Below are 24616 nucleotides of genomic sequence, written 5' to 3' on the forward strand. Positions count from 1 at the left end.
CCGCCTGCGGTTGATCATGAAGTTATTGCCGTGACACGCCAGGCGGGTGACAACAACTTCATGATCAACGAGGCCCGGTGCGTGCTGCCGCGAGGTGAAGGTGGTCAGGCGGGGGTGAGGACGGCTTCCTTGAGGAGGCGACGGGCGAGGACGATGCGGTCGGCGTCGTCATCGAGGCCCGGGAGGTCGCCGACCCGGCTGACCTCGCCGGCGAGGACGGCGCGCAGGGCCGGCTCGCAGGTGCCGGGCAGGGTGATGGTGCGGTCGAACAGGCGCAGCGCCACCTTCCCGTCCCCGGTCGGGGTGAGGTGCCAGCGCAGGCCGGCGCGGGGCGCCACCCGACTGTCGGCGTCCAGCGTGGCCAGGGCCGCGGCCTGCGCGAGGGGGCGGATCGGCGCCGGTCGGGCCGCCGGCCAGGCCCGGTCGCGCAGCCGGGCGGCGACCGCGGTCGGGTCGGCCCGCAGCAGCCAGTCGCGCAGCGCCTCGACCGTCTCGGTCAGCTCCGGCTCGATCGCGTCCGGGTCGGCGACGTCGGTGCCGAAGGGCAGCCCGGCGCGCAGCCGGGCGTCCTCGGCGGCGAGCGCGAGCAGCTCCTCGACCACGGCGTACCGCGTCAGCGCCCGGATGCCGACAGTCAGGTGCAGCGAGCTGGACTCCTGCGCCTGGGCGCTGTGCAGCCAGCCGCGTGGCAGATAGAGCGCGTCGCCCGGTTCCAGCACCACGTCCAGCGCGGCGGTCCCCTCGGCGGTGGCGGCGACCTCGTCGGCCCGCCCGCCCCAGGGCTGCTGCTCCAGCGGGTCGGGCAGCACCGGCGGGTGGATCCGCCAGTGCTTGCGGCCGTCCACCTGGAGCACGAAGACGTCGTGGGTGTCGTAGTGGGTGGCGAAGCCCTGGCTGCCCGCCGGGGTCAGATAGGCGTTGACCTGCAGCGGCTGCCGTAGCGCGGTGCCCAGGTCCCGGGCGAAGTCGACCAGCGCGGGCCAGATCCGGTGCAGGCCCTGGAGCACCAGGGTCGCGCCGGCGGCGTACAGCTCCAGGACCTTCTCGTCGAGGACCTGGTCTGCGATCTCGGCGCCCGCGCCGCCGCCGCCGGTCCAGCGCGCCGCGGGCACGAGCTGGCCGTCCTTGGCCACCCGCAGGAACGGGGTACGCAGACCCCGCCGGCTGAGCAGCTCGTCGGCGTCGGCGGGGCTGAGCAGGTCGGTGAAGCCGCGCGGGTTGGGCAGCTCGGCGGCGCGGGAGAGCAGCGGCGCGGTGCCCCAGTGGGCGGCGGCGAACTTCGCCGGTTCCACCGAGATGCACCGGGCGAGGGCGTCGGTGGCGGAAGACGGGACCGCCGGGCGGCCACGGCCGCCCGGCGGGTCGAGGTGCGTCACGACGATCCGTCAGCTGGCGCTGCCGTCGGCGCCGCCGTCGCGCTGGCCCGGGGTCGCGCCGCCGTCGGCCGGACCCTCGGCGCCACCGTCCGCGCCACCGTCCTGCTGGCCCGGGGTCGCGCCGCCGTCGGCCGGACCCTCGGCGCCACGGTCGGCCCCTCGGTCGGCGCCACGCTCAGCGCCACGGTCTGCGCCGCCGTCGGCGCCACCGTCCTGCTGGCCCGGGGTCGCGCCACCGTCGGCCGGGCCTTCGGGGCCGCCGCCGCCGGTCGTCTGCATGTCGTCGTCGTTGAGTGCCATGGGTGCTCCCTCGGGTGTGCCGCCCCGCCGTACGTCGGGGTTTCGTCGTGGAGCGGGTGGTACCCCACGTGCGATCTTCTCTAACCACACGGTAGACGTCGGAACCCGGCGACACGGACGGTTCGCCGGCCCCGAACCTGGGCCATCCGTTGCGGCAGCCCACGCCTGCGGGCGCAGACCGCTGTGCGGTGTCAGGATGTACCGGGAATTGGCCGGCAGGAGGGTCGCATGGCGCAACCGGAGGTCGAGCCGCTGGAGCCGCTGTCCGAGGACTGGCAGCGCGGCCTGGCGGTGGTGGCGCACCCCGACGACCTGGAGTTCGGCGCGGCGGCGGCCGTCGCGCGCTGGACCGGGCAGGGCAAGGAGATCATCTACTGCCTGGTCAGCAGCGGCGAGGCGGGCATCGACGGGATCCCGCCGGAACGGACCCGGGCGATTCGCGAGCGGGAACAGCGCGAGTCGGCCGCCCTGGTCGGGGTGCCCACCGTGGAGTTCCTCGGCCTCCCCGACGGCCTGCTGGAGTACGGCGTCGCGCTGCGCCGCGAGATCGCCGCGGTGGTCCGCCGGCACCGCCCCGACGTCGTCATCACCAACAACTTCCGGGACACCTGGGACGGGGCGTACGCGCTCAACCAGGCCGACCACATCGCCATCGGCCGCGCGGTGCTGGACGCGGTCCGCGACGCCGGCAACCGGTGGATCTTCCGGGAGCAACTGGTTGACGGCGTCGAGCCGTGGAACCGGGTACGGCAGGTCTGGGCGGCTGCCTCCCCGCAGTCCCGGCACGGGGTGGACGTCACGGCGACCTTCGAACGGGGCGTGGCGTCGCTGCGGGCGCACGAGGAGTACCTGCGCGGGCTCGGGAACGGCGGCCTCGACCCGGAGGAGTTCCTGGAGGGGATCAGCCGGCCCGCCGGCACCCGTCTCGGGGTCCGCTACGGCGCCGCCTTCGAGGTCTTCCACTTCGACCTCTTCTGAGCGGTCGAGTCGCGCCTCCGGGTCACGGCGCCTTGCAGGCATGGCGGTGGAGCCGACCTGCCGACTTCGGCGAGAGTCCGCGTGGGACAGGTGCGCTTCGGAAGGATCGGCCCCAGGGAACGTTCCGCACGCGAGCCGTCCGAGGTGCTGCCATGTCCCAGCCGGCGAGTCATCCACGAGCCCCGTCGCGCACCTGGTACCGGCCGATGGTCGCCCGCCCCAGCGACGAGCCGTATCGGAGGGTGACTCCACTCGAGCTGCTCTTCGACCTGTGCTTCATGGCCGCGGTGCGGCAGGCCGCCGACCGGCTGCACCACGACCTGGGCGAGGCCGACATCGGCCACGGGATCGGCCTCTACCCGGCGGTGTTCTTCGCGATCTGGTGGGCGTGGATGAACTTCACCACGTTCGCCTCCGCGTACGACCCCGAGGACGACGTCTACCGGCTCACCACCCTCGTCCAGATCGCCGGGGCGCTGGTGATCGCCGGTGGGGTGCCCCGCGCCTTCGACCACGGCGACTTCTCCGTCATCACGTACGGGTACGTGATCATGCGCCTGGCGATGGTCGGGCAGTGGTTGCGCGTCGCCCACAGCGACCTTGAGCGGCGAGCCACCGCCTTGCGCTATGCCGTGGGCATCATCGTGCTGCAGGCGGCCTGGATCGCCCGGCTGGCACTGCCCGACGGATGGCCCTGGCTGTTGCCCGGCTTCCTGGCGGTCGCCGTCGCCGAACTGCTGCTGCCGTTCTGGGCCCGGCGCCCCGCTCCGATCATCTGGCACCCGCGCCACATAACCGAGCGGTACGGCCTGTTCACCATCATCGTGCTCGGCGAGTCGGTACTCGCCGCCAGCCTCGCCGTGCAGACGGCCTTCGACAGGGGGACCAAGGCGAGCACCCTGCTGTCGATCGCCGGTGCCGGTGTGGTGATCGTCTTCGCCATGTGGTGGCTGTATTTCGACCGTCCGGTCGAACACCTGGCAACCTCGCCGCGCGTGGCGCTGCTGTGGGGATACGGCCAGTACCTGATCTTCGCGTCGGCGGCCGCGCTCGGCGCGGGTCTGGCCGTCGACGTCGACTACCAGACCGGCGCGGCACACCTCGGGCGCGTCGCCGCCGGGTACGCGGTGGCCGCGCCGGTCGCCATCTACCTGATCGCCGTCTGGACGCTGCACATCCGCCCATACGAGCAGCTGAAGATGACCGTGCCGTACTGGGCCACCGCGGCGCTCGTGCTGCTCACCCCGCTCACACCCGCGCCGTCCCGCCTGGCCGCTCTGCTCCTCGCCGCCCTCGTCGCCACCACCGTCATCGCCACCCGACGCGGGATGGGCGCGGCGACCGGTCACTAGGTCCACCCCCGCTGTCGGGGCGGTGACCCAGCCTGCCGACGCGTGCCCGATCGCCGCGGGCCTTCGCGTGGCCTGGTCGTTTCCAGATGCACACCGCACGGTCGCAACTCCCGTGACAGGCTCGGACAGGACAACCTGCCCGAGGAGTTGGAGGAGCATGAGCACTACGGCTGCTTCGGTCGGCGCCTGATGGTCTCGGTGGCGATCGTGCTGGCCTCGCTGGGAGCGGCGCTCCTGCTGGATCGGTTCACCGGCGTACTCGTCCGGCGAATCGCCCGCGGCCGCTACCAGTGGTGCCTGACGCCGTTGTATAAGGCCTGCCGACGTCCCGCGATCATGGTGCTGCTGCTCGCAGCGCTGTACTTCGCGATGCCGACAGGGCCGGACTGGTGGATTCGAGCAGTCCGCCACGGGGTCCAGCTGCTGCTGGTCGGCGGTACCGCGTGGCTGATAGTCAAGGCCCTGTACGTCACCGAAAGCATCATCTTCAGCCGGCTGCCGGAGGCGACGGTCTCGAACCGCCGCATCCGGCGCGCCCGCACCCAGATCCGGCCGGTACGGCGTCTCACCGCGACCGTCGTCACCATCCTGGCGATCGGCCTGATCATGGTCACCTTCCGGCCGGTACGCCTGTTCGGTCTGTCGGTGCTGGGATCGGCCGGAGTGGTCGGCGCGGTGATCGGGCTCTCCGCGCGGACCGCCCTGGGCAACGCCTTCGCGGGAATCCAGGTGGCCTTCGCCGACTCACTGCACGTCGGCGACGTCCTGGTGATCGAGGGTGAGTGGGGCCGCGTCGAGGAGTTGAAGCTGACCAACGTCGTCATCCGACTCTGGGACGACCGGGTGCTCATCCTGCCCACGACCTACTTCACCGAACGCCCGTTCCAGAACTGGACCCGGAACGAAAGCCGGGTGGTCGGCCAGATCAAACTTCACGTGGACCACACGGCCGACCTGGACGACCTGCGCACCGAGGCCCGGCGGCTGGTCGAGGCGTCGCCACTCTGGGACCGGGACCAGTGGGTACTGCAGATGGTCGACGCAACCGCACAGAGCGTGGTCATCCAGATCCAGGCCTCCGCCGCCGACGGCCCGAGCGCCTGGGACCTCCGCTGCGACCTCCGCGAGGGCCTCATCCGCTACCTTCGGGATGAGCACCCGCAGTGGCTCCCCCGCACCCGCAGCGAATACAAGCCCTGAACCTCCCGACAGCGGCACCCCCGACGAACCTCCAAGGGCGATCACGATGATCCTGGTCGGCACCTCCGGCTGGCAGTACCGGGACTGGCGGGAGCGCTTCTATCCGGCGAAGCTGCCGCAGCGCCTCTGGCTGGAGCACTTCGCCGAACGGTTCGCCACCGTCGAGGTGAACAACGCCTTCTACCGGCTGCCCGAACGGGACACCTTCGTCGCCTGGCGGGCCCGCACCCCCGACGACTTCTGTGCCGCGGTGAAGATGAGCCGCTACCTGACCCACATCAAGCGGCTGCGTGAGCCGGCCGAGCCGGTGTCCCGGTTCCTGGACCGGGCCGGCGGGCTGGGCGACCGGCTCGGACCCGTGCTCGTGCAGCTCCCGCCGAACCTGCGCGCCGATCCCGACGCGCTCGACGCGACCCTGCGACTCTTCCCCGCCGACGTGCGGGTGGCGGTGGAGCCGCGGCACCCCTCGTGGTGGAGCGACGACACCCGGCGGGTCCTCGAACGGCGCCGGGCCGCGCTGGTCTGGGCCGACCGGCTGAGCCGGCCGGTGACTCCGCTGTGGCGCACCACCGACTTCGGCTACCTGCGGCTGCACGAGGGGCGCGCCCGCCCGTGGCCGCGCTACGGCCGCGCCGCGCTGGCCGCCTGGGTACGCCGGCTGGGCGACACGTTCGGCGACGGCGAGCCGGCGTACGTCTACTTCAACAACGACCCCGGCGGCGCGGCGATCGTCGACGCGATCGCCTTCGCCGACCTGACCCGGGGGGCCGGGCTGCCGGTCACCCGGACGCCGACGGCCCGCCCCACCGGTGCGGTGGAGCGGGCCGGCACGACGCCGGTCAGGGAATCATCCGGCCCAGGTCCTGCGGCATCTGGGACTTGACGTCCTGCCACTCGCCCTGGGTCACGTGCTGGCGCAGGGTGTCCAGCACCACCTGCACCACCCGTTCCGTGCCGCCCTCCACGTCGTACGGGAAGCCCTGGCGGACCTCGTAGAGAAAGTCGTCCCGGTTCAACTTCACCGGCACGTTCTGCGGGTCCCAGCCGTCGAAGTAGATGCCCCGGACCAGGATCGGCAGCTGCTGGGCGAACTCGACGCTCTCCTGCACGGGCAGCCGGTCCCGCAACAGGTGCAGCACCGTGCGCAGCGCCGCGTAGGACTGGTTGCGGTGGTCCTTCCCCCAGCCGTACGCCTGCTCGATGTCCTTGAGCATCAGGTTCGTCTTGTCCATCGAGGACTCGACTGCGGAAATCAGCTGCTCAGCCATCTGCCCACCCCCGTACGTCGGTTTCCCACCGTCGGTCGTCGGTGCGTCGCGGCGGCCCGCTGGGCCCCCGCCACAGCCGGATCGGGCTGAACCGACCTGGCCGCTCACCACGCCCGGGTGGGTCGGATGTGCCGACCACGTGCAGTACCCCGCCGCGGCGTCGATCCGATACGACCCGCACCGTCATGGCCCACCTCCTGTCGGCCTCGCGGTCGCGTCGGTCGACGGACCGCACACACCGTCTATGCTGCGGGCCGAGGGGGTGAGCGGGCCTCACCCGACCTGGGTGAATCAGTCCGCGCCGAGCAGCGCCTGCAACTGCTGGCCGTTGCGCTGGGCGTAGTCGCGGTAGCAGTTGTTCATCAGCACGTGCGTCTGCTCGGCCTCACCGGCCAGCTCACGCAGCTTCGGCGCCCAGTCCCGCAGCTCCCGCTCGGAGTACTCGTAACCGAACTTCTCGTGGATGTCCTTGCTGGTCCACCTGTCGCTGTGCCCGTGGAAGCGGACCACCGCGAGGTCCGCCGTCGCCGCCAGCACCGGGGGCACGGACGACCGGTGCCCCTGCGGCATGTCGACGCAGACGTACGCCAGGTGGTGCTGGCGCAGGAAGCCCAGCGTCTCGTCCCGGTTGGCCCCGTCGAACCAGGACGCGTGCCGGAACTCGAAGACCGGGCGCAGTGGGTCGCACCGCTTCGCCACCTCGAGCAGGTACTGCTTGTTGTCCCGCTTGATGGTGAACCAGGGCGGGAACTGGAACAGCAGCGCGCCGAGCCGGCCCGCCTCGACCAGCGGGTCCAGGGCGGACAGGAAGCGGGTCCAGACCTCCTCGTACGCCTGCGGCGGCAGGTCGTCCGGGTAGACGTTCTTCTTGTCCGTCTCCGGGCGCAGGTCCTTGTAGAGCGCGCCTACCCGGGTCGGATGCCCGGTCAGCAGGCTGAACGCCTTGACGTTGAAGGTGAACCCGGGCGGGGTGCGGGCCACCCACAGCTGCGCCGTCCGCTCGGCGGGCGGTGCGTAGTAGGTGGCGTCCACCTCGACCAGCGGGAACTGTCGGGCGTAGTAGGCCAGCCGCTTCTCCGGGGTGTCCGCGGTCTGCGGATACCAGCCGGAGTCGAGCAGGGTCCGGTCGGTCCACGAGGCGGTGCCCACCTTTGTCTCACCCATGGGTGGAGTCCACCGCGCGTCGGACCGATCGGCAACTCGACGCGGCGCTCAGGCCGCCCGCCGCTCCCGGGTCTGCTTGCAGGCCACACAGGAGGTGGCGGACGGGAAGATCTCCAGCCGCTCCACCGGGATCGGCGCGGAACAGCCCTCGCAGAACCCGTAGGTGCCCTCGTCGAGCCGGGTCAGCGCGTGCTCGAACTGCGCGCGGCGGTCCAGGATGGTGCGCAGCAGGGACTGCGCGGTGTCGCGCTCGGCGGTCTTGGTGCCGCTGTCGGCCTGGTCGTCGCCGGCGGTGTCGCCGACCTCCACCAGGCGCAGCACCTGGCTCTGCAGCACGGCCTGGTCGTACTCCGCGGTCAGCTCGTCGTAGCGCGACCGCAGGGACTGCCGGATCTGGTCGATCTCCGCCTGGGACCGGCCCGTGGCTACCGTGTCGTGGACGAGCATCGCTGCCTGCCTTTCGTGGGGCCTCACATCGATCCGGGGCGGTGGGACGCCCCGGACCTGTCCGTCGGTGGCCCGGGTGAGATCACCCGTGCTCTGTGAGCCGGGCGATTACCCACACCTGGAAAGGATCAAACCGACGATCTTTCGCCCCTCGACGTGCTGCCTGTCCGGTTCGCCGCCGCCGGCCCGCGGGTTCACTCAGCCGGGCTCGACCACGGCCGGGTGGCGGGGGTCGTCGACCCGGACCACCACGTCGGCGAAGGAGGCCGGGGCGACCTCGTCGGCGTACCGGGCGAAGGCGGGCAGCGTCCAGCGCAGCTCCGGGTCGGTACGCCGGGCCAGCGCGGCCGGGGAGAGCGCCAGGTGCACGGTGACGTCGAAGGGCAGCCCGCCGCCGAGCAGCAGCGCCCCACTGACCAGCACCACGCCACCGGGCGGCAGCTCGACGTACCCGGCCCGGCTGGCCCGGTCGGTGGCGGCGTCCCAGAGCGACGGGAGCAGCCGGCCGGACCCGTCCGCGCCGGCCGGGTCGAGCACCTCCCGGCGCAGCCCGGTCTCGTCGACCCAGCCCTCGTAGTAGGCGTCGGGGTTGGTCCGGCCCTGTTCCAGCCGTACCGAGGCGGGACGGAGGAAGCCGGCGGCGAGCACGTGCAGCACCGGACGCCCGGCGGCGCGCAGCGGGTCGACCAGGGCCGCGGCCAGCGCGTCGGGACCGGCGGCCGGTGGACCGTCGACGGCCACCCGCAGCCGGCCCGACACTGCGGTGCCGGCGAGCCGATCGGCCAGCTCGGCGACGAGTCGTTCGGACGTGATCGGACGGACGCGCATCCGACCATGGTGCCGGGCCGGCCCGGTGGGCGGCCAAGGACCCGGCCGGGTCAGCTGGTGCGGTCGATGGTGACGCGGGCGTCGTCGGCGAGCCGGTAGCCGACGCCGTAGACGGTGGTGACCAGGGGGACGTCCACGCCGACCTTGCCGCGTAGCCGCCGGACATGCACGTCCACCGTGCGGACGCCGGCGTGCTCGTAGCCCCAGACCGCGTTGAGCAGTTGCAGCCGGGTGAAGACCCGGCGCGGATGGGCGACCAGGTGCAGCAGCAGGTCGAACTCCAGTCGGGTCAGCGGCAGCGGCTCGCCGTCGCGCAGCACCGAGCGGGAGGCGGCCAGAATATGCAGGGTCGGGATGGTCGGCGCGAGGGGGCGGGACGGGGACCGGCCGGCCGGCACCGGGTCTGGGCGGCGCTCCACCGCGCCGGCGCCGCTGGAGATGACCGCGTCACCCCGTTCCAGCATCTCCCGGGCGGCCTCCAGCAGCCGGCGCGCGGGTGGGGTCAGGGACTCCTCGCAGGCGAGCGGGATGGACAGGGTCACCGTGAGCACGGGTGCGGCTGTGTTCGCGGGGCGACGCTGGCCGCCGGGGGGACGACCGGGAACCGCGGGTTGGGACGTATGCCATCCGGCGCGCGACGAGGCGGGGCTGACCGACATGGTCCTCCTTGGCTGGTCCGGGTATCTCCCCACGGCCCGGGACGCCGCTTCATCGATGCTTCCCGGCGCCTGTGCGAGGGTCAAGGGGCGGCTACGTTGCATGAATGTGACAATTGACGAACACATCGGAGCCGCCCGCTCGCTCTCCGTGCGAGGCCAGATGATTACAGCAGAGCCGTCGGGATGGCCCGTTACGGGGGGGTCCCCGGCCGGTTCACATTGGCCGGTGGCGCCGCGGCGCCGCTGCTCACGCAGGGAGAACGCCGGGTGCGGCGCGGCGGTCAGCGGGGCGCCCGGCCGGCGGTGGCCGGGGGCGCGGCGGACGAGGGGCGGTGCGGCGGGGTGGGGCCGAGGGTGGGCAGCCCGGCGATGCGCCAGGCGGCGAACCCGCCCACGACGTCGGTGGCCCGGTGCAGGCCGAGCTCCCGGAGGGCGGCGGCGGCCAGCGAGGAGGTGTAGCCCTCCTGGCAGAGGATCACCACCGGCACGTCGTAGTCGACGGCCTGGGGCAGCCGGGCCGGACAGCGCGGGTCGAACCGCCACTCGAGCACGTTGCGTTCCACGGCGAGGGCGCCGGGGACGGTGCCGTGCGCGGCGCGCTGGCCCGCCGGCCGGATGTCGACCAGCAACGCTCCCGACCGGTACGCGAGGTGGGCCTGCTCGGGGTCGAGCCGGCGCAGCCGGGCCCGGGCGGCGGCCAGGATCTCGTCGATGCCCCGGGAGCCGGCCGGCGCGACCGGACAGCTGTCGGTACGGGTCTGGGTGTGCGGCATCGTCGCGTCCTTCCGGGTGGATGTCGGGTCCGCGGGTGGGAGCGGTCGCGCGCCGGACGGGTTCACCACGCCACCCCGGCCTCGGCCACGTCCGCGATCAGGAGCCGCCCGTCGACGAGCCGGTAGCGGCTCATCCGGCGCAGCGCGGGCCGGTAGACGTGCACGCTGACCGCCGGCTGGTCACCCCGGTTGGTCACCACGTGCACGTGTCGGGCGCCGAAGCGCCGGCCGGCGCCCGCGGCGAGCCGGTGCGGACGCAGCCGGCCACCGCTGACCATCTCCTCGGTGAGGCTGCCGGCGACGACCAGGAAGGCGCCGGAGGAGCCGCCGTGGTCGTGCAGGTCGGTGCCCTGTCCGGGCAGCCAGCTCAGCGCCCAGACCTCGTGGTCGGGCCCGGCCGCGAGCCGCGCGTACCACCGCTGGGTCCGGTCGAAGCGCAGCGGGACCGACCAACCGACCGGGTCCGCGTACCGGGCGGCGACGGTGAGCAGGTCGGACGGCTGGGTGCTGGTCATGGGCGGTTGGTCCTCCCGGTGCGGAGCGGCGCGTGCCCCGTCACTATAGGAGGTAAGCCCTATAGGTTTAGTAGGTAATACCGGATGCTGGGACGGCGGCTCCGCGAGCCGCATCGGCCGGTCAGCGCAGCATTGGCGGGTCCACCCGGTAGCCGGGCACCGACGGCCAGCGCACGGTCAGCACCACCGACTCCCGCTCCGCGTACCAGGAATGGTCGACGCCCCGGCCCCACACCACGTAGTCGCCGGGCGTGCCGAGCACCACCGCGCGGTCCGGCAGCTCCACCCGGAACCGACCGCTGATCAGCACCAGCAGCGCGGTGCGGCGCTCGCCGGTGGCCCATCGGGACCGGGCCTCCCCCGCCCGGTGCACGCCCCACTTCACCTCGACCTCGGTGCTGTGCCGGACGTCCCCCGGCGGCTTGAAGTGGCCGAGCAGCCAGCCGGCGTCGGCCGCCCCGTCCACACCCGCGTTGCCGACGTACACCGAATCGTCCATCCGTCCCTCCCCGCGCCGGGCTGGCAAGCTACCAGGCACGGCCGGTCCGGGTCCCACTAACCTGGACGGATGACCGACGATCTCGACGCGGAGACGCTCGCCTTCGCGCACCGGATGTTCGACCTGGCGCGCGGCGGGGCGACCGAGGAACTGGCCGGGTACGTCGACGCCGGCCTGCCGGTCAACATGACCAACGACAAGGGCGACACCCTGCTGATCCTCGCCGCGTACCACGCCCATCCGCCGACCGTGGCCGCGCTGCTGGCCCGCGGTGCCGACCACGCCCGGATCAACGACCGGGGCCAGACGGCGCTCGCCGCGGCGGTCTTCCGCAAGAACACCGAGGCGGTACGCGCGCTGGTCGAGGCCGGCGCGGACCCGGACCACGGCAGCCCCTCGGCGGTGGAGACGGCACGCTTCTTCGACCTGCCGGAGATGCTGGCGGCGCTCGGACGGAGCTGACGCACCGGCCGGTGCGCCGGCCGTCGGGGCGGTATACAGGGTCGGTGGAGGATCCCGTACCGGAGCAGATGCGCACGGCGGCCGGCGCCCTGCTGGCGGCACTCGACGAGTCGGGCCGGCGACGCGCCGGCCACGCCTTCGACGACGAGCCGGCCCGGCGGTGGCTGGAGTACCGGCCCCGCCCCCGGCCCGGCGTGCCCCTCGCCGACCTGGACGTGGCGGCCCGCAAGGCGGCACACCGGCTCCTCGCCACCGCGCTGAGCCCGCCGGCGTACGCGCAGGCGATGGCGATCATCGCCTTGGAGGAGGTGCTCGACCGGGCGGAGGGCTGGCGCCGCGGCCGGCACAGCGGCGACTACTGGGTCGCCCTCTTCGGCGACCCGGCCGCCGACGACCGGTGGGGCTGGCGGATCGAGGGGCACCACCTCTCGGTGAGCATGACCGTGGTCGACGACCAGGTCTCCCCCGCCCCGCTCTTCTTCGGCGCCAACCCGGCCACGGTCCGGCACGCCGGCCGGCCGGTCTCCCGGCCGCTCGGCGTCGAGGAGGACCTGGCCCGGGAACTGCTGGACGCGCTCGGTACGGCGGGACGGGCCGCGGCGGTCATCGCCGACGAGGCGCCCGCCGACATCATCAGCGCCACCCGGCCGACCGCGCCCGGCCGGCTCGACCCGCTCGGGGTGCCGCGGAGCCGGCTCACGCCGACCGGCCGGGCGCTGCTCGACCGGCTCGTCGCCCTCTACCTCGACCGGCTCCCGCCGGAGCTGGCCGCCCGGGAGGCCGACCGGCTCGACGGCGGGGAGCTGCACTTCGCCTGGGCCGGCGCGACCCGGCCGGGGCAGCGGCACTACTACCGCGTCCAGGCCGACGACCTGCTGATCGAGTACGACAACACCACCGACGACGGCAACCACGCGCACACCGTCCTGCGCCGCCCGGCCAGCGACTTCGGCGCCGACGTCCTCGCCGCCCACCACGCCACCGCCCACTGACCTCCGCCCATGCCACCCGCCCGTCCCGCACCGGTGATCATGAAGGTGGTGTCACGACAGCCCGCGGACGGACGATCTCCACGGTGGAGCCGGGGATGTCAACCAGCGCCTCGAAGCCGCTCGGCTCGACCGCACGGCCCCGGTCGAACTGGCGCATCAGCCTGGCGCCCAGCCAGACCCCGACCGCGCCGACGGCCAGGGCGACCAGCTCGGTGGCGAGCAGCACGGCGGTGGCGCCGCGCTGCGGCGCGTGGGCCCGGATCAGGCAGGCGAGCAGGAACAGCCCCGCCATCGCGGCGTTGACCAGGTTGAAGGTGACCGCGGTACGGCGGGTCCGGCCGGCCCGGACGTCCCACAGGTCGACCATCCCGGCCATGGCGGCGAGGGCGGCCGCGACCAGCGCGGCGACCGCGCTCCAGTAGCCCACCTCGCCGAGGAAGGCGGGGCCGCCGGCGACGTCGGCCAGGTCGAACACCGCGGCACTGACGAACAGCCCGAACGGGAACGTCACCAGCATCGGTTGGATGGGGTGCCCCTGCACCCGCAGTCGGCTCTCCATCGGTTCCTCCCCAGTATCGGTGCAGCTCGCCAGTCCAAAGTGCTACCCGACCGCCAATGGGACGAAACGAACGCCGTTCAGCTCTCCCGGGGACGGGAGACGGTGATCACCAACCGCTCGGCCACCTCGCGCAGCGGTATGCCCAACGAGGCGGCGGCGCTGCGGAGCACGTTCAGCGCCTCCGGGGCCGGGCAGCCGCGCTGGGTCATGATCACCCCGATGGCCTGCCCGACGACCCCCTCCTCCAGCAGGCTGGAGTCCAGCCGACCGGCCTGCGCCGCCTGTCGGGCCCGGTCCCGGACCGCAGCCAGCAGCAGCCCGGCGTGCTCGGCGAGGAGCATCGCGGTGAGCTGGTGCCGGGTGGTCAGCCCCGGCGCCGACTCGGCGTACAGGTTGATCGCACCGATCACCTGCTCGTCGACGTCGACCGGCGCGGAGATCACCCCGCGTACGCCCAGCCGGCGGGCCCGGGTGGTCCAGGCCGGCCAGCGCGACTCCTGCGCCAGGTCCTCGGCGATGACCATCTCGCGGCGGCGGATGGCGCTCATCGCCGGCGAGTCGGGGCCGTGCCGCAGGTCGTCCAGCTCGGCCAGCCGGGGCTCGGAGGCGGCCACGCCGGCCGGCTCGCCGGCCCGCAGCGCGGTGAACCCGCAGCAGGCCACCCCCGGTACGGCGTCCCGGGCGATCCGGACCAGCTGGTCCAGCGCCTCGTCGAAGTCGGTGACCGCGATCAGGCCGGCGGTCAGCTCCCTCAGCAGTGCCGCGGTCTCCAGCACGCCCAGCGCGTCGATGGTCGACTCCCGCGTGTCCAGGTTCACCGGCTCGCGGTCCCCGCCCCCGGCGCGTACGACCACGCGGTGTCCCCGTCCGGCGTCATTGCCTGTGTCATCCCCGTTGCCTCTCCCTGACTTCAAAGCCTCGGGCTACTACCCTCGCAAACCAGGATCGAAACCGCGCAAAGGGGTCCCTTCCGGCGCGGCCGGCGCGCCGGAAGGGACCCCTGCGACGCTCAGCGGGAACCGGAGATGAGCCGCCGCCCGACGGAGGCGATCAACCGGTCCAGCTCCGAGCCGAACGGGTTGTCGTGCACCAGGTACGTCCAGGTGGCGCTCGGCCGGACCAGCTTCGAGGCGTCCGGCTCCCAGCCCTCCTCGAACTCGGTCTCCTCGAAGGTCGCGATGGTCCGCGTCTCGATCTCGGGGACCAGCGCGTTGAACGCGGGCACCGCGCTGCGGTGGAACTCGTCCAGCGGGTCGAGCCGGCCCAGCGCGCGCAGGTGCACGCCCTCCCGGACCTCGGAGAGCTCGGCCAGGTGGTCGGCCCAGAGCCGGTCCAGGTGGTAGAGGGCGATCGACCGGGCCGCGTCGGCGAGCAGGTCCTCGTCCATCTCGCCGGCCTTCTCCGGCACCCGCTCCAGCAGCATCAGCGCGGCGATGTCGCTGGTGAGCAGCCGCTCGCGCCGCTCGGCGAGGGCCTTGCGCTGCTGCTCGATCACCACGCTGTAGCGCCAGGTGTTGCGGTGGATCTCGTGGTTGACGCCCTCCGCGACCCGCTGGGCGTGCTCCACCGCGTAGTCCACCTGCGGGTCGGTGACCAGGCCGTCGGCGTTCATCCGCGGCGAGGCCGGGATGGCGTCGCCGGCGTGCCGGACCACCAGGTCGTCCTCCAGGCTGACGAAGAAGGCCGAGCCACCCGGGTCGCCCTGCCGGCCGGCCCGGCCGCGCAGCTGGTCGTCGACCCGGCGGCTGTCGTGGCGGCCGCTGCCCATCACGTACAGGCCACCCAGCTCGGCCACCCGCTCCCGGTCGGTCTGGTCGCTGCCGCCGAGCCGGATGTCGACGCCCCGGCCGGCCATCTGGGTGGAGACGGTCACCGCGCCGTACGCGCCGGCCTCGGCGATGATCGCCGCCTCCTCGTCGTCGTTCTTTGCGTTGAGCACCACGCAGGGCACCCCCGCGGCCTGCAGCCCGGCGGCCAGCCCCTCGGACTCCTTCACGTCCAGGGTGCCGACCAGCACCGGCCGGCCCTGCTCGTGGCAGCGCTTGATCTCGTCGATCAGCGCCTCCTCCTTCTCGGCCCGGGTGGCGTAGATCCGGTCCGGCTCGTCCTCGCGGACGCACGGCGTGTTCGGCGGGATCACGGCCACCTCGAGGCCGAAGAACTCCCGCAGCTGGTCGCCGACGAGCACCGCGGTCGCGGTCATCCCGCAGACCGTCGGGTACAGCGCGATGTACGCCTGCACGGCGATGGTGCCGAGCACCTCGCCCTCGGCGGTCGCGTCCAGCCCCTCCTTAGCCTCGACCGCGGCCTGCAACCCGTCCGGCCAGCGGCGGCGCTGGGCGACCCGGCCGCGCATCTCGTCGATCAGCTCGACCGAGCCGTCCCGGACGATGTAGTCGACGTCATGGTGCAGCAGGGCGTGCGCGTGCAACGCCACGTTCACCGCGGAGAGCTGCCCGACGTGCTCCTCGTCGTACAGGTCGATGCCGCCGAGCTTCGCCTCCATGGTGGCCAGGCCAGCCGCGGTGAAGGCGACGCTGCGGCCGTCCTCGGCGACGGTGTAGTGCTTGCCCTTGCGCAGCCCGCGCACCAGCGCGGCGGCGGCGTGCACCGGGTCCTGCTCGCCGGGGACCGCGCCGGCGAGGACCATCGGCACCCGGGCCTCGTCGATCAGGATCGAGTCGGCCTCGTCGACGATGGCGGTCCGCAGCGGCTGCTGGACCCGGTCGGCGATGTCGGTGACGAGCTGGTCGCGCAGGTAGTCGAAGCCGGCCTCGCTGACCGAGACGTAGGTGACGTCGCAGGCGTACGCGGCGCGCCGCTCCTCGGGGGTGGACGCCTCGTTGACCCAGCCGACAGTGAGCCCGAGCAGGGTGTAGACCGGGCTCATCCACTCGGCGTCGCGGCGGGCCAGGTAGTCGTTGACGGTGAGCACGTGGACCGGGCCGTTGCCCATCCGCACGTGCCCGTACGCGGCGATGGTGGCGGTGAGCGTCTTGCCCTCACCGGTGGCCATCTCGGCGACCTTGCCGGAGAGCAGCGCCATCGCGCCGAGCAGCTGCACGTCGTACGGCCGCTGGTCGAGGCCGCGGCGGGCGGCCTCCCGGCCGATCGCGCAGATCTCCTCGTACCCGGTGGCGGCGCCGGCGGCCTCGGTCAGCTCGGCGTCGTCGAGCCCCTTCAGCTCCTCCTCGCGCGCCTCGATGGCCGGCAGCAGCTTCTCCAGCGGGGCCAGCTCGACCGTCGTTCCCGGCCGCTGGAGGAACTGCCGGAACCTGCTCTTCAACCGTTGCGACACTCCCATGAACGGCAACGGTACGCGAACCGAACCCGATTGTGCGGCCCGACCGGTCCGGGGCCGCCGGGGTGTCCGGATTCGGTCTCATCCGCCCAGCTCAGGGGCTTTTCGCGGTCAGCTGACGAGGAGCTGGTGGGTGGCGAGTTCGCGGTAGAGGGGGCTGGTCCCGGTCAGCTCGTCGTGGCTGCCGACGGCGACCACCCGGCCGCCGTCGAGGACCACGATCTGGTCCGCGTCCACGACGGTGGAGAGGCGGTGCGCCACGATCAACAGGGTGCGCCGGACCGCCACCGCGTCGATGGCCCGCCGCAGCGCCGCCTCGTTGCGGGCGTCGAGGTTGCTGGTCGGCTCGTCGAGCAGCAGCACCGGCGGGCCGGCCAGCAGCGTCCGGGCGATGGCCAGCCGCTGCCGCTCGCCCCCGGAGAGCAGCACGCCGCCCTCACCGACCTGCACGCCCAGGCCCTCGGGCGCCCGCTCGGCCAGGTGCCCCAGGTTGACCTCGTCGAGGACGGCCCGGAGCCGGTCGTCCGGGGCGTCCGGCGCGGTGATCAGCAGGTTGTCCCGCAGCGTGCCGGCCAGCACCGGAGCCTCCTGCTCGACGTACCCGAGGCGGGCCCGCAGCGCGGCGCGGGGCAGGTCGCGCACGTCCACCCCGTCCAGGCGCAGGGTGCCCTCGGTGACCTCGTAGAAGCGTTCGACCAGGGCGAGCAGGGTCGACTTGCCGGCGCCGGAGGGGCCGACCAGGGCGGTCCGGGTGCCGGCCGGCACGGTGAAGCTCACCCCGTGCAGCACCGGCGGCCCGCCCGGGTAGCCGAACCCGACCCGGTCGAACTCGATCGCCGCCGGCCCGCCGACCGCCGGGGCCGCCGCCCGCCTGGGCCGCCGGTCGCCGGCTCCCTCCGCCGGTACGGCGAGGATCTCCTCGATCCGCGCGAGGGCCCCCAGCCCGCTCTGCAGCTGGGTGTACGCGTGCACCGCCTGCCCCAGCGGCAGCACCAGGAAGAACAGGAACATCACGAAGGCGACCAGGTCGCCGACGCTGATCGCCCCGGCGGCCACCCGGGCCCCGCCGACGGCCAGGACGAGCAGGAAGGCGCCCTGGAGGGTGACCGTGCTGGCCGGGCCGACCAGCGCCTGCACCCGGGCCACCCGCAGCCCCGCCGCGTACGCCTCGGCGGCGCTGCCGGCGACCGTGTCCGCCTCCCGCGCCTCGGCCCGACTGGCCCGGATGGTGCGGGCGGCCGAGATGGCCCGCTCGACGGCGGAGGTCATCTCGCCGACCCGTTCCTGGGCCCGGCGGGCCAGTCCGCGTACCCGGCGGGCGACGGTGAGGGCGAACCCGATGCCGACGCCGACGGCGGCCAGCGTCACCCCGAACAGCGGCGGGTCGAGCAACAGCATCGCGGTCCCGGCGCCCAGCACCATCACGGCCCCGGTGACGGTCTCGAAGAGCCCGGAGGTGACCACCGCCCGCAGCAGGGTGGTGTCCGAGCCGACCCGGGAGAGCAGGTCGCCGGTGCGGCGGCGGTCGTACTCCGCGATCGGCAGCCGGAGCAGGTGCCCGGCGAGCCGGCGGCGGGTGCCCAGCACCAGCCCCTCCGCGGTCCGCTGCAGCAGGTAGTCGCGGAGCCCGCCGACCGCGGCGCCGGCCACCACGAGGGCCACCAGCGCGGCGACCAGCCCGGCGACCGGCCGGGCGGCGGTGACCCGGTCCAGCACCAGCCGGGTCAGCAGCGGCTGCCCGAGGGCCGCCCCGGCCCCGGCCAGCGACAGCGCGCCCACCACGGCGAGGGTGCCGCGGTGGGCGCGCAGGTACGGCAGCAGCGCGGCGAGCCCCGGTGGCCGGCCGGTGTCGATGGTCATGCCAGCACCGTATCCGGCGCCGCCCAGCCGTCAGCCCGTGAGCACGACCTGCAACTCGGACCGGCGCCGCTCGGCCAGATCGGTCAGTAGCGCCGGCGCCTCCTCGAACGGCACCACCGCCGAGACCAGATGCTTGCGGATCAGGTCGCCGTACTGCCGGAGCAGCTCGATGGTCTCCGCGGAGAGCCGCTCCCGGTCCCAGGTCGGGGTGAGCCCGCGCGGCACCCGCCCGATCTGGGCGCAGCGCAGCGACAGGCCGTTGTGGTGGAACTCCTCGCCGAGCCGGACCTCGTCGGCACCCGCCTGGTAGAAGGCCAGGTCGATGACCGTGCCCTGGGGGCGGAGCAGACGCAGCGCGAGGTGCAGCGCCCAGGCCTGACCCCGGCACTGGAACACCACGTCGGCGCCGCGGTCGCCGGCGGAGTGGTTCCACCGGGTCTTGAGCACCAGCGCCGGGTCGTCGGCCTCCGGGTCGAGGGTCTCCAGGCCGAGCGCCTCGGCCACCTCCCGCCGCTGCGGGGTCGGGTCCAGCACCACCACCGAGGCGGCCCCGTGCCGCCTCGCGAGCAGCGCGGTGAGCAGGGCGACGACGCCGCTGCCGACGACCGCGACCCGGCGGCCGCGCACGCCGTCGCCGAGCGAGCGCACGTCGGTGCCACACAGGTCGGCGGCGGCGTGCAGCAGGCCGTTGGCGCAGATCGGACCCATGTGCGCGACGTAGATGCCGAGCAGCGGGTCCAGGTCCTCGGGCAGCGGCACGAAGCGTTCGGCGACCGGGTCGGCGACGTACCCGGTGCGGTGGCCGTAGGTCATGGCGCCCACGGTCCCCACCCCGATCGCCGGGGTCCGGCTCTCCGCCACCCGGCCCACCTGCATGTAGCCGAGCCGGTCCACCGGGTAGGGCGTGCTCGCCTTCCCGGGCTGGAACAGGCCCAGGTCGGCGTTCCAGGTGACGTTGAGGTAGGGGTTGGTGCCCTTGACGTAGCTCAGTTCGGTGCCGGCGGAGACGCCGCTGTAAAGGGTCTCCACCCGGAACGTGCCGTCCCGCAGCTCGGCGGCGTCCCGCTCGACCAGCTCCACCCGCCCGGGGCCGCTGACCACCACGACCTTGTCACGCATCGACGGTCACCCCCGCCGGCGGGGCGTCCGCCACAGCCGTCCGGGGCCGCGCGGCCGGCCCGGTGGGCAGCGACACGCTGCGGCCGGTCCGGGCGGACTCGGCCACGGCGAGGGCCAGCCGCTGGGTGCGCAGGGCCTCCGCGTACGGGACACGGACGTCGTCGCCGACCCCCCGCACCGCGTCGACGAAGGCCCGGTCGACGGCCGCCCGAGCGCCGTCCGGGTCGCCGGGCAGGTGCCGCTCGCCGTCCGCGTCGCAGATGGTCAGGCCGTCCTCGGCCAGCGACAGCGCCAGCCCGTCGGCGAGGATCTCCACGCCGGCCCGGTGCTTCCAGCCCAGCACGCACGCCGCGGCGAGCGTGCCGACAGCGCCGCCCTCGAAACGCAGCGTCGCCGCGGTGACCGAGTCGATGTCGGCGCCGTCGACCGGCGGCGGGGCTCCGTCGCCGTACGCGGTCACCTCGGTGGCCTCGCCGACCAGCGCGCGGATCAGGTCGAGCACGTGCGCGGCCTGCTCGACCACCGGGCCGCCGGAGCGGTCCCGCCGGGCCCACCAGGCCACCGGCGGCACCTTGTCCAGCCAGGCGCCGTTGACCATCCGCACCGGACGATCGGCGAGCAGTTCCCGGGCCTGCTCGACCACGTGCAGGTAGCGCCAGTGGTGGCCGACCGCGGTGAGCAGCTGCCGTCGCTCCACCAGCTCGGCGATCCGCTCCGCGGTCTCCAGGTCCACCGCGACCGGCTTCTCCACGAACATCGGCACGCCGGCGGCGATCACCGCCTCCTCGACCGGCCCGTGCGCGAACGGCGGCACGCAGACGTACACGGCGTCCGGACCGGCGGCGAGCAGCTCGTCCACGTCGACGAAGGCACGGGCGCCGTGCGTCCCGGCCAGCGCCTCCGCCGCGTCCCGGGTCACGTCGGTCACCCCGAGCAGTTCCACGTCCTCGAAGCCGGTCAACACCCGGGCGTGGCGTTGCGCCACCCCGCCGGCTCCTACCAGTCCCACCCGGCACACGCGCATTCCACAGACCCTCTCGCCGCGGTTTTCCGCCTACCCGGACAGCTCTCCCCCTGCCGGCACTCCACCAAACCCGGCGGGTGCGCAATCAGACGTTCACCCGTCGGGAACCCGCCGGTGCCCGGGACGTGATCAGGCTGTTAGGCATGATCCGGTTAGCGCGGGGCAGGTACTGGGAAAGCCAGTTCCCGCGTTTCCGCCACGACCTGGGGGTGTGCCCGTGCGGGATACAGAATCGATCGTCTCACCAGTGGTGGAGGCCTGGGCCACCTACCGCACCACGTCGGCCAACGACTGGCCGGCCCGCCGGCTGCTGCGGGCCAAGGGCGACAGCCGGGTCAGCGTGGTGCTGCCGGCCCGCAACGAGGAGGCCACCGTCGGCGCGATCGTGTCGACGATCCGCGAGCACCTGATGGACCGGCTCCCCCTGGTCGACGAGCTGATCGTGGTCGACTCCCGGTCGACCGACCGGACCGCCCAGGTGGCGCGGGCCGCCGGGGCCGAGGTGGTCAGCCAGGACGCGATGACCCGGGGCCTGCCGCAGTTGACCGGCAAGGGCGACGCGCTCTGGGCCGGACTGGCCGCCGCCGAGGGTGACGTGGTCGCCTTCGTCGACGCCGACCTGCGCGAGTTCCGGCCGCACTTCGTCACCGGACTGATCGGCCCGCTGCTGACCGACCCGTCGGTCGACTTCGTCAAGGGCTTCTACCACCGGCCGTTGGTCGGCGCGACCAGCGTGGAGGCCGACGGCGGTGGCCGGGTGACCGAGCTGATGGCCCGGCCGCTGCTCAACCTCTTCTGGCCGGAGCTGGCCGGCTTCGTGCAGCCCCTCGCGGGCGAGTACGCCGGCCGCCGGGACGTGCTGGAGCAGGTGCCGTTCGTCTCCGGTTACGGGGTGGAGACGGCGATGCTGATCGACCTGCTGGAGCTGGTCGGCCTGGACGCGCTGGCCCAGGTGGACCTCGGTGAGCGCAAGCACCGCCACCAGGACACCGCGGCGCTGGGCCGGATGTCCGCCCAGATCATGTTGACCGCCTGGTCCCGCCTGCAGCGCCGGGGCTGGGCCAGCCCGGGTACCACGCCGGCCGCCCTGCTCACCCAGTTCCGGCGCGGCGGCTCCGAGGCGCTGCCCAACCTGGACCGCGAGATCGTGGTCAGCGACGTCTCGATCGAGGAGCGCCCGCCGCTGGCGCAGCTGCGGCACCGGGTGCCGCGGCGCAGGGTGGCGGCGTGAGGCCGCCGGCCGACGGTGGCGACGGCCGGTCCGGGCGACCGGCACGCAGCGGTGACGACCGGCCCGCGGGGCCGGTCGCTGGCACGCGGAGGGCCGACGGGGGCGCCGCCGAGGGAAGGAACCCGACACGATGAGCCTCACCGTCCTGATGAACGCCGGCCCCTGGTTGTCCGTGCCGCCCCCCGGCTACGGCGGGATCGAGAACGTGGTGGCGACCCTGGTGCCCGAGCTGCGCCGGCTCGGCGTCCGGGTGGTGCTGGCCTCGGTGGAGAGCAGCACCCTGCCGGTCGACGAGAAGATCTCGGTCTTCCCGGACGGCCAGTTCCACGCCCTGCAGCGGCCGTACAACCAGGTCTGCGGGGTCTCCCAGGCGCACCTGAACGGGGTGGTGCGCGCGCTGCACACCCGTGACGACATCGATCTGGTGCACGACCACGTGGAGGCGGTCGGGCTGGCCACCATGGCCGCGATGGGCCCGGACGCCCCGCCGGCGCTGCACACCCTGCACTGGGACCTGGCGAAGCACCCGGAGCTCTACGGCAACCTGGACGGCGGCGACCGGGTTCGGGTCAACGGCGTCTCCGCCTCGCAGCTGGCCCGCGCCCCGCAGGCACTGCGGGACCACTCGGTGGGGCACGTGCACCTGTCCACCCCGCTCGCGGTCGACGCGGACCGCCGGGCCCCCGTCGACAAGGGCGACCACGTGATCATTCTGGGCCGGATCAACCCGGGCAAGGGGCAGGACCTGGGCGCCCGGCTCGCCCAGCAGGTGGGCTTCCCGCTGGTGCTGGCCGGCCCGGTCGGGCCGTACCACCGGCCGGAGGACCTGGCCGCGGCCGGCGACGAGGCCCGGCAGAACCCGGACGTGCGGTTCTTCTACGACCAGGTGGCCCCGCACGTCGACGGCGACCTGGTCCGCTGGGTCGGCACGGTCGCCGGCCAGGAGCGCGACGACCTGCTGGCCGGCGCCCGCGCCTCGCTCTTCCCGCTGCGCTGGGAGGAGCCCGGCGGCACCGCCGTGGTCGAGTCCCTCGCCCTGGGTACGCCGGTGGTCTCCACCGCGCGCGGCTGCCTGCCCGAACTGATCGAACACGGGCGCACCGGACTGCTCACCACCGACGAGGAGGAGCTGGGCGAGCTGGTGCTGGCCGCCGGTCTGCTGGAGCCGGACGAGTGCCGCCGGGAGGCGGCCGCCCGGTTCACCCCGGCGATGATGGCGGAGCGGTACGTCGGGCTGTACGAGCGGGTCCGGCAGCTCGCCGCCCGCCCCCTGCTGCCGGCCTGAGCGCCGTTGCCGGCCTGGCCGCACCGTGAGGGGTGGCCGGGCCGGCGTTTGCCGCCCGCCGGAACGGGAAACCACGCCGTCCGTTCCAGGGTGAGGAGACGTCGTGACGAACTCGATGGCCCACTCCCGGGGCCGACGCAACCCGGCCGACGGCCGCGCCCCGGTACGTCGGGCGGCGGCCGCGGCCGGCGTGGTCCTCCTGATCGTCGGGGTGCTCGGCTTCATACCCGGGATCACCAGCAACTTCGACGACCTGTACTTCGCCGGCCACGAATCGGACGCGAAGCTGCTCGGCCTGTTCCAGGTCTCGGTGCTGCACAACATCGTGCACCTGCTCTACGGCATCGCCGGCCTGGCGCTGTCCCGCACGGTCTCCGGCGCCCGGACGTACCTGATCGGCGGCGGCGCCATCTATCTGGTGCTCTGGCTCTACGGCGTGGTGGTCGACCACTCCAGCGGCGCGAACTTCATCCCGGTCAACGGCGCCGACGACTGGCTCCACCTCTTCCTCGGGATCGGCATGATCGCCCTCGGCCTGGTCACCACGCGTGGCCTGGGTCGCCGCTGACCAGGCCTGGGTGGGCGGCTGGTCCGGTTTGACCGGGCTGCGCGGCGGGTAGTTGGCAGGTCCGCGACGAGACGGAATCGAGGGGCTCATGCCGACCCGGATCAGCTGCGAGGTCCGCGACGAGTCGCCGGTCACCCTCGTACGGCTGGCGGGTGCGCTCGACCTGGCGACCATGCGCACGGTGCACACCGTGCTCGACCGCTGCCTCACCGCCCAGCCGGACGCCCTGGTGGTCGACCTGGCCGAGGTCGACGTCACCGACCGGCTGGCGCTCTCCGTCTTCGCCGCCGCCGCGCGGCGGGCCGCCGACTGGCCCGCGGTGCCGATCGTGCTCTGCGCCCCGCCGCCGGCTGCCGCGGCCTGGCTCGCCGAGACGACCGCGTGCCGGGTGGTGCCGGTGCGGCCGGACTGCGCCGAGGCCACCGCGCTGGCCGGCGCGTCGGCGGCGCCGCGGCTGCGGGCCCGGCTGGAGCCGGTCGCCGGCGCCTGCCGGCGGGCGCGGGAGCTGGTCACCGAGGCCTGCGGGCGATGGAACATCCCCGAGCTGACCGGCCCGGCCTCGCTGGTGCTGACCGAGCTGGTGAGCAACGTGGTCCGGCACGCCGGCACGCCGATGCAGGTGACGGTGACCCTGCGGCGGCCGTACCTCCAGGTGGCCGTGATGGACGGCAGTCGGGTCGCGGCGCGGGCCGCGACCGGGCAGGACCTGCGGGCAGAGGGGGGCCGAGGACTGCTGCTGGTCCGCGAGCTGACCCAGCGCTGGGGCAGCGCGCCGACGGGTGACGGCAAGGTCGTCTGGGCGATGCTACCGGCGAACTGACCGAATTTTCCGCTCTCGCCTGGTTTTATGGGCAAG

Annotated in this window: 26 protein-coding genes; 10 read left to right on the top strand and 16 right to left on the bottom strand. The window is 73.8% G+C overall.

All coding sequences use genetic code 11. The annotated features are described in order from the left end of the window. Nucleotides 1-104 precede the first annotated feature (104 nt). Complete coding sequence (locus GA0070613_RS26765; protein WP_089014806.1) at nucleotides 105-1376, bottom strand: cupin domain-containing protein; 1272 nt, start codon at nucleotides 1374-1376, stop codon at nucleotides 105-107. Nucleotides 1377-1385: 9 nt separating this feature from the next. After that, nucleotides 1386-1676 carry a hypothetical protein gene (locus GA0070613_RS26770; protein ID WP_089014807.1) on the bottom strand — a complete coding sequence of 97 codons (291 nt, stop codon included), beginning with the start codon at nucleotides 1674-1676 and terminating at the stop codon, nucleotides 1386-1388. Nucleotides 1677-1904: 228 nt separating this feature from the next. On the opposite strand from GA0070613_RS26770, the gene GA0070613_RS26775 reads away from it, so the two are divergent. From GA0070613_RS26775 to GA0070613_RS26790, 4 genes are all read left to right on the top strand, one after another. Then, a complete protein-coding gene (locus tag GA0070613_RS26775; RefSeq protein WP_089014808.1) occupies nucleotides 1905-2654 on the top strand; it encodes a PIG-L deacetylase family protein in 750 nt (249 codons plus the stop codon). 242 nt (nucleotides 2655-2896) lie between these two features. Next, the gene (locus GA0070613_RS26780) at nucleotides 2897-4006 is read left to right on the top strand and encodes a low temperature requirement protein A (protein WP_231929498.1); all 1110 of its coding nucleotides are present in this window, start codon (nucleotides 2897-2899) and stop codon (nucleotides 4004-4006) included. Nucleotides 4007-4153: 147 nt separating this feature from the next. Continuing rightward, on the top strand, nucleotides 4154-5206 hold the full coding sequence (locus GA0070613_RS26785) for a mechanosensitive ion channel family protein (RefSeq protein ID WP_231929500.1): 1053 nt from the start codon (nucleotides 4154-4156) through the stop codon (nucleotides 5204-5206). Nucleotides 5207-5252: 46 nt separating this feature from the next. Next, nucleotides 5253-6089 (top strand): DUF72 domain-containing protein, encoded by an 837-nt coding sequence (locus GA0070613_RS26790; RefSeq protein ID WP_089014810.1) that lies wholly within the window; start codon nucleotides 5253-5255, stop codon nucleotides 6087-6089. On the opposite strand, the gene GA0070613_RS26795 is transcribed toward GA0070613_RS26790, so the two are convergent. From GA0070613_RS26795 to GA0070613_RS26835, 8 genes are all read right to left on the bottom strand, one after another. Further along, nucleotides 6046-6474: a DUF2267 domain-containing protein gene (locus GA0070613_RS26795; protein WP_089014811.1), complete on the bottom strand. Its 429-nt coding sequence runs from the start codon at nucleotides 6472-6474 to the stop codon at nucleotides 6046-6048. The two genes, GA0070613_RS26790 and GA0070613_RS26795, sit on opposite strands and share 44 nt — an antisense overlap. A 291-nt stretch (nucleotides 6475-6765) precedes the next feature. Beyond that, the gene (locus tag GA0070613_RS26805; protein ID WP_089014813.1) at nucleotides 6766-7638 is read right to left on the bottom strand and encodes a DUF72 domain-containing protein; all 873 of its coding nucleotides are present in this window, start codon (nucleotides 7636-7638) and stop codon (nucleotides 6766-6768) included. A 48-nt stretch (nucleotides 7639-7686) separates the two neighbouring features. Further along, on the bottom strand, nucleotides 7687-8085 hold the full coding sequence (locus GA0070613_RS26810) for a TraR/DksA family transcriptional regulator (RefSeq protein ID WP_089014814.1): 399 nt from the start codon (nucleotides 8083-8085) through the stop codon (nucleotides 7687-7689). 198 nt (nucleotides 8086-8283) lie between these two features. Then, nucleotides 8284-8913 carry a nucleoside/nucleotide kinase family protein gene (locus GA0070613_RS26815; protein WP_089014815.1) on the bottom strand — a complete coding sequence of 210 codons (630 nt, stop codon included), beginning with the start codon at nucleotides 8911-8913 and terminating at the stop codon, nucleotides 8284-8286. A 50-nt stretch (nucleotides 8914-8963) separates the two neighbouring features. Next, nucleotides 8964-9572, bottom strand: coding sequence for a winged helix-turn-helix domain-containing protein (locus GA0070613_RS26820; protein ID WP_089014816.1), 609 nt, complete (start codon nucleotides 9570-9572; stop codon nucleotides 8964-8966). A gap of 281 nt (nucleotides 9573-9853) precedes the next feature. Next, nucleotides 9854-10345: a rhodanese-like domain-containing protein gene (locus GA0070613_RS26825; protein WP_089014817.1), complete on the bottom strand. Its 492-nt coding sequence runs from the start codon at nucleotides 10343-10345 to the stop codon at nucleotides 9854-9856. A gap of 62 nt (nucleotides 10346-10407) precedes the next feature. Beyond that, complete coding sequence (locus GA0070613_RS26830; RefSeq protein ID WP_089014818.1) at nucleotides 10408-10860, bottom strand: cysteine dioxygenase; 453 nt, start codon at nucleotides 10858-10860, stop codon at nucleotides 10408-10410. A gap of 121 nt (nucleotides 10861-10981) precedes the next feature. Next, a complete protein-coding gene (locus GA0070613_RS26835; RefSeq protein ID WP_089014819.1) occupies nucleotides 10982-11359 on the bottom strand; it encodes a cupin domain-containing protein in 378 nt (125 codons plus the stop codon). Nucleotides 11360-11428: 69 nt separating this feature from the next. On the opposite strand from GA0070613_RS26835, the gene GA0070613_RS26840 reads away from it, so the two are divergent. Further along, entirely contained in the window at nucleotides 11429-11821 is a 393-nt protein-coding gene (locus GA0070613_RS26840) for an ankyrin repeat domain-containing protein (protein WP_089014820.1), read from the top strand. A 68-nt stretch (nucleotides 11822-11889) separates the two neighbouring features. Further along, entirely contained in the window at nucleotides 11890-12813 is a 924-nt protein-coding gene (locus tag GA0070613_RS26845; RefSeq protein WP_089014821.1) for a DUF3500 domain-containing protein, read from the top strand. 37 nt (nucleotides 12814-12850) lie between these two features. Here the strand turns inward: GA0070613_RS26845 and GA0070613_RS26850 are convergent, their stop codons facing one another. The 6 genes from GA0070613_RS26850 to GA0070613_RS26875 form a co-directional block, all read right to left on the bottom strand. Continuing rightward, nucleotides 12851-13372 (bottom strand): DUF2231 domain-containing protein, encoded by a 522-nt coding sequence (locus GA0070613_RS26850; RefSeq protein WP_089014822.1) that lies wholly within the window; start codon nucleotides 13370-13372, stop codon nucleotides 12851-12853. Between the two features lie 77 nt (nucleotides 13373-13449). Then, nucleotides 13450-14190 (bottom strand): GAF and ANTAR domain-containing protein, encoded by a 741-nt coding sequence (locus GA0070613_RS26855; RefSeq protein WP_089016222.1) that lies wholly within the window; start codon nucleotides 14188-14190, stop codon nucleotides 13450-13452. A gap of 191 nt (nucleotides 14191-14381) precedes the next feature. Next, on the bottom strand, nucleotides 14382-16676 hold the full coding sequence (gene secA2 / locus GA0070613_RS26860) for an accessory Sec system translocase SecA2 (RefSeq protein WP_089014823.1): 2295 nt from the start codon (nucleotides 16674-16676) through the stop codon (nucleotides 14382-14384). 108 nt (nucleotides 16677-16784) lie between these two features. After that, nucleotides 16785-18533: an ABC transporter ATP-binding protein gene (locus tag GA0070613_RS26865; RefSeq protein ID WP_089014824.1), complete on the bottom strand. Its 1749-nt coding sequence runs from the start codon at nucleotides 18531-18533 to the stop codon at nucleotides 16785-16787. Between the two features lie 30 nt (nucleotides 18534-18563). Then, nucleotides 18564-19652, bottom strand: a complete 1089-nt coding sequence (locus tag GA0070613_RS26870) for a zinc-binding dehydrogenase (RefSeq protein WP_089014825.1) — start codon at nucleotides 19650-19652, stop codon at nucleotides 18564-18566. Next, nucleotides 19645-20676: a Gfo/Idh/MocA family protein gene (locus GA0070613_RS26875; RefSeq protein WP_089014826.1), complete on the bottom strand. Its 1032-nt coding sequence runs from the start codon at nucleotides 20674-20676 to the stop codon at nucleotides 19645-19647. Before GA0070613_RS26875 ends, GA0070613_RS26870 begins: the two co-directional genes overlap by 8 nt. A 250-nt stretch (nucleotides 20677-20926) precedes the next feature. Between GA0070613_RS26875 and GA0070613_RS26880 the strand changes: the two genes are divergently transcribed. The 4 genes from GA0070613_RS26880 to GA0070613_RS26895 all read left to right on the top strand — a co-directional run bounded on the left by GA0070613_RS26880 (nucleotide 20927) and on the right by GA0070613_RS26895 (nucleotide 24580). After that, nucleotides 20927-21907: a glucosyl-3-phosphoglycerate synthase gene (locus GA0070613_RS26880; RefSeq protein ID WP_231929883.1), complete on the top strand. Its 981-nt coding sequence runs from the start codon at nucleotides 20927-20929 to the stop codon at nucleotides 21905-21907. Between the two features lie 130 nt (nucleotides 21908-22037). After that, nucleotides 22038-23192, top strand: coding sequence for a glycosyltransferase (locus GA0070613_RS26885; protein WP_089014827.1), 1155 nt, complete (start codon nucleotides 22038-22040; stop codon nucleotides 23190-23192). A gap of 115 nt (nucleotides 23193-23307) precedes the next feature. Then, nucleotides 23308-23760, top strand: a complete 453-nt coding sequence (locus GA0070613_RS26890; RefSeq protein WP_089016224.1) for a DUF4383 domain-containing protein — start codon at nucleotides 23308-23310, stop codon at nucleotides 23758-23760. Between the two features lie 88 nt (nucleotides 23761-23848). Next, nucleotides 23849-24580, top strand: a complete 732-nt coding sequence (locus GA0070613_RS26895) for an ATP-binding protein (RefSeq protein ID WP_089014828.1) — start codon at nucleotides 23849-23851, stop codon at nucleotides 24578-24580. Nucleotides 24581-24616: the final 36 nt, after the last annotated feature.

The organism is Micromonospora inositola (assembly GCF_900090285.1).
Lineage (GTDB): Bacteria > Actinomycetota > Actinomycetes > Mycobacteriales > Micromonosporaceae > Micromonospora > Micromonospora inositola.

Excerpts from the sequence above, each read along its gene's own strand:
- GA0070613_RS26810 (WP_089014814.1), bottom strand. The coding sequence starts at position 8,085 with ATGCTCGTCCACGACACGGTAGCCACGGGCCGGTCCCAGGCGGAGATC.
- GA0070613_RS26830 (WP_089014818.1), bottom strand. The coding sequence starts at position 10,860 with ATGACCAGCACCCAGCCGTCCGACCTGCTCACCGTCGCCGCCCGGTAC.
- GA0070613_RS26890 (WP_089016224.1), top strand. The coding sequence starts at position 23,308 with ATGGCCCACTCCCGGGGCCGACGCAACCCGGCCGACGGCCGCGCCCCG.
- GA0070613_RS26815 (WP_089014815.1), bottom strand. The coding sequence starts at position 8,913 with ATGCGCGTCCGTCCGATCACGTCCGAACGACTCGTCGCCGAGCTGGCC.
- GA0070613_RS26770 (WP_089014807.1), bottom strand. The coding sequence starts at position 1,676 with ATGGCACTCAACGACGACGACATGCAGACGACCGGCGGCGGCGGCCCC.
- GA0070613_RS26865 (WP_089014824.1), bottom strand. The coding sequence starts at position 18,533 with ATGACCATCGACACCGGCCGGCCACCGGGGCTCGCCGCGCTGCTGCCG.
- GA0070613_RS26875 (WP_089014826.1), bottom strand. The coding sequence starts at position 20,676 with ATGCGCGTGTGCCGGGTGGGACTGGTAGGAGCCGGCGGGGTGGCGCAA.
- GA0070613_RS26845 (WP_089014821.1), top strand. The coding sequence starts at position 11,890 with ATGCGCACGGCGGCCGGCGCCCTGCTGGCGGCACTCGACGAGTCGGGC.
- GA0070613_RS26805 (WP_089014813.1), bottom strand. The coding sequence starts at position 7,638 with ATGGGTGAGACAAAGGTGGGCACCGCCTCGTGGACCGACCGGACCCTG.
- GA0070613_RS26885 (WP_089014827.1), top strand. The coding sequence starts at position 22,038 with ATGAGCCTCACCGTCCTGATGAACGCCGGCCCCTGGTTGTCCGTGCCG.
- GA0070613_RS26825 (WP_089014817.1), bottom strand. The coding sequence starts at position 10,345 with ATGCCGCACACCCAGACCCGTACCGACAGCTGTCCGGTCGCGCCGGCC.
- GA0070613_RS26795 (WP_089014811.1), bottom strand. The coding sequence starts at position 6,474 with ATGGCTGAGCAGCTGATTTCCGCAGTCGAGTCCTCGATGGACAAGACG.
- GA0070613_RS26870 (WP_089014825.1), bottom strand. The coding sequence starts at position 19,652 with ATGCGTGACAAGGTCGTGGTGGTCAGCGGCCCCGGGCGGGTGGAGCTG.
- secA2 (WP_089014823.1), bottom strand. The coding sequence starts at position 16,676 with ATGGGAGTGTCGCAACGGTTGAAGAGCAGGTTCCGGCAGTTCCTCCAG.
- GA0070613_RS26840 (WP_089014820.1), top strand. The coding sequence starts at position 11,429 with ATGACCGACGATCTCGACGCGGAGACGCTCGCCTTCGCGCACCGGATG.
- GA0070613_RS26790 (WP_089014810.1), top strand. The coding sequence starts at position 5,253 with ATGATCCTGGTCGGCACCTCCGGCTGGCAGTACCGGGACTGGCGGGAG.
- GA0070613_RS26895 (WP_089014828.1), top strand. The coding sequence starts at position 23,849 with ATGCCGACCCGGATCAGCTGCGAGGTCCGCGACGAGTCGCCGGTCACC.
- GA0070613_RS26835 (WP_089014819.1), bottom strand. The coding sequence starts at position 11,359 with ATGGACGATTCGGTGTACGTCGGCAACGCGGGTGTGGACGGGGCGGCC.
- GA0070613_RS26775 (WP_089014808.1), top strand. The coding sequence starts at position 1,905 with ATGGCGCAACCGGAGGTCGAGCCGCTGGAGCCGCTGTCCGAGGACTGG.
- GA0070613_RS26820 (WP_089014816.1), bottom strand. The coding sequence starts at position 9,572 with ATGTCGGTCAGCCCCGCCTCGTCGCGCGCCGGATGGCATACGTCCCAA.
- GA0070613_RS26850 (WP_089014822.1), bottom strand. The coding sequence starts at position 13,372 with ATGGAGAGCCGACTGCGGGTGCAGGGGCACCCCATCCAACCGATGCTG.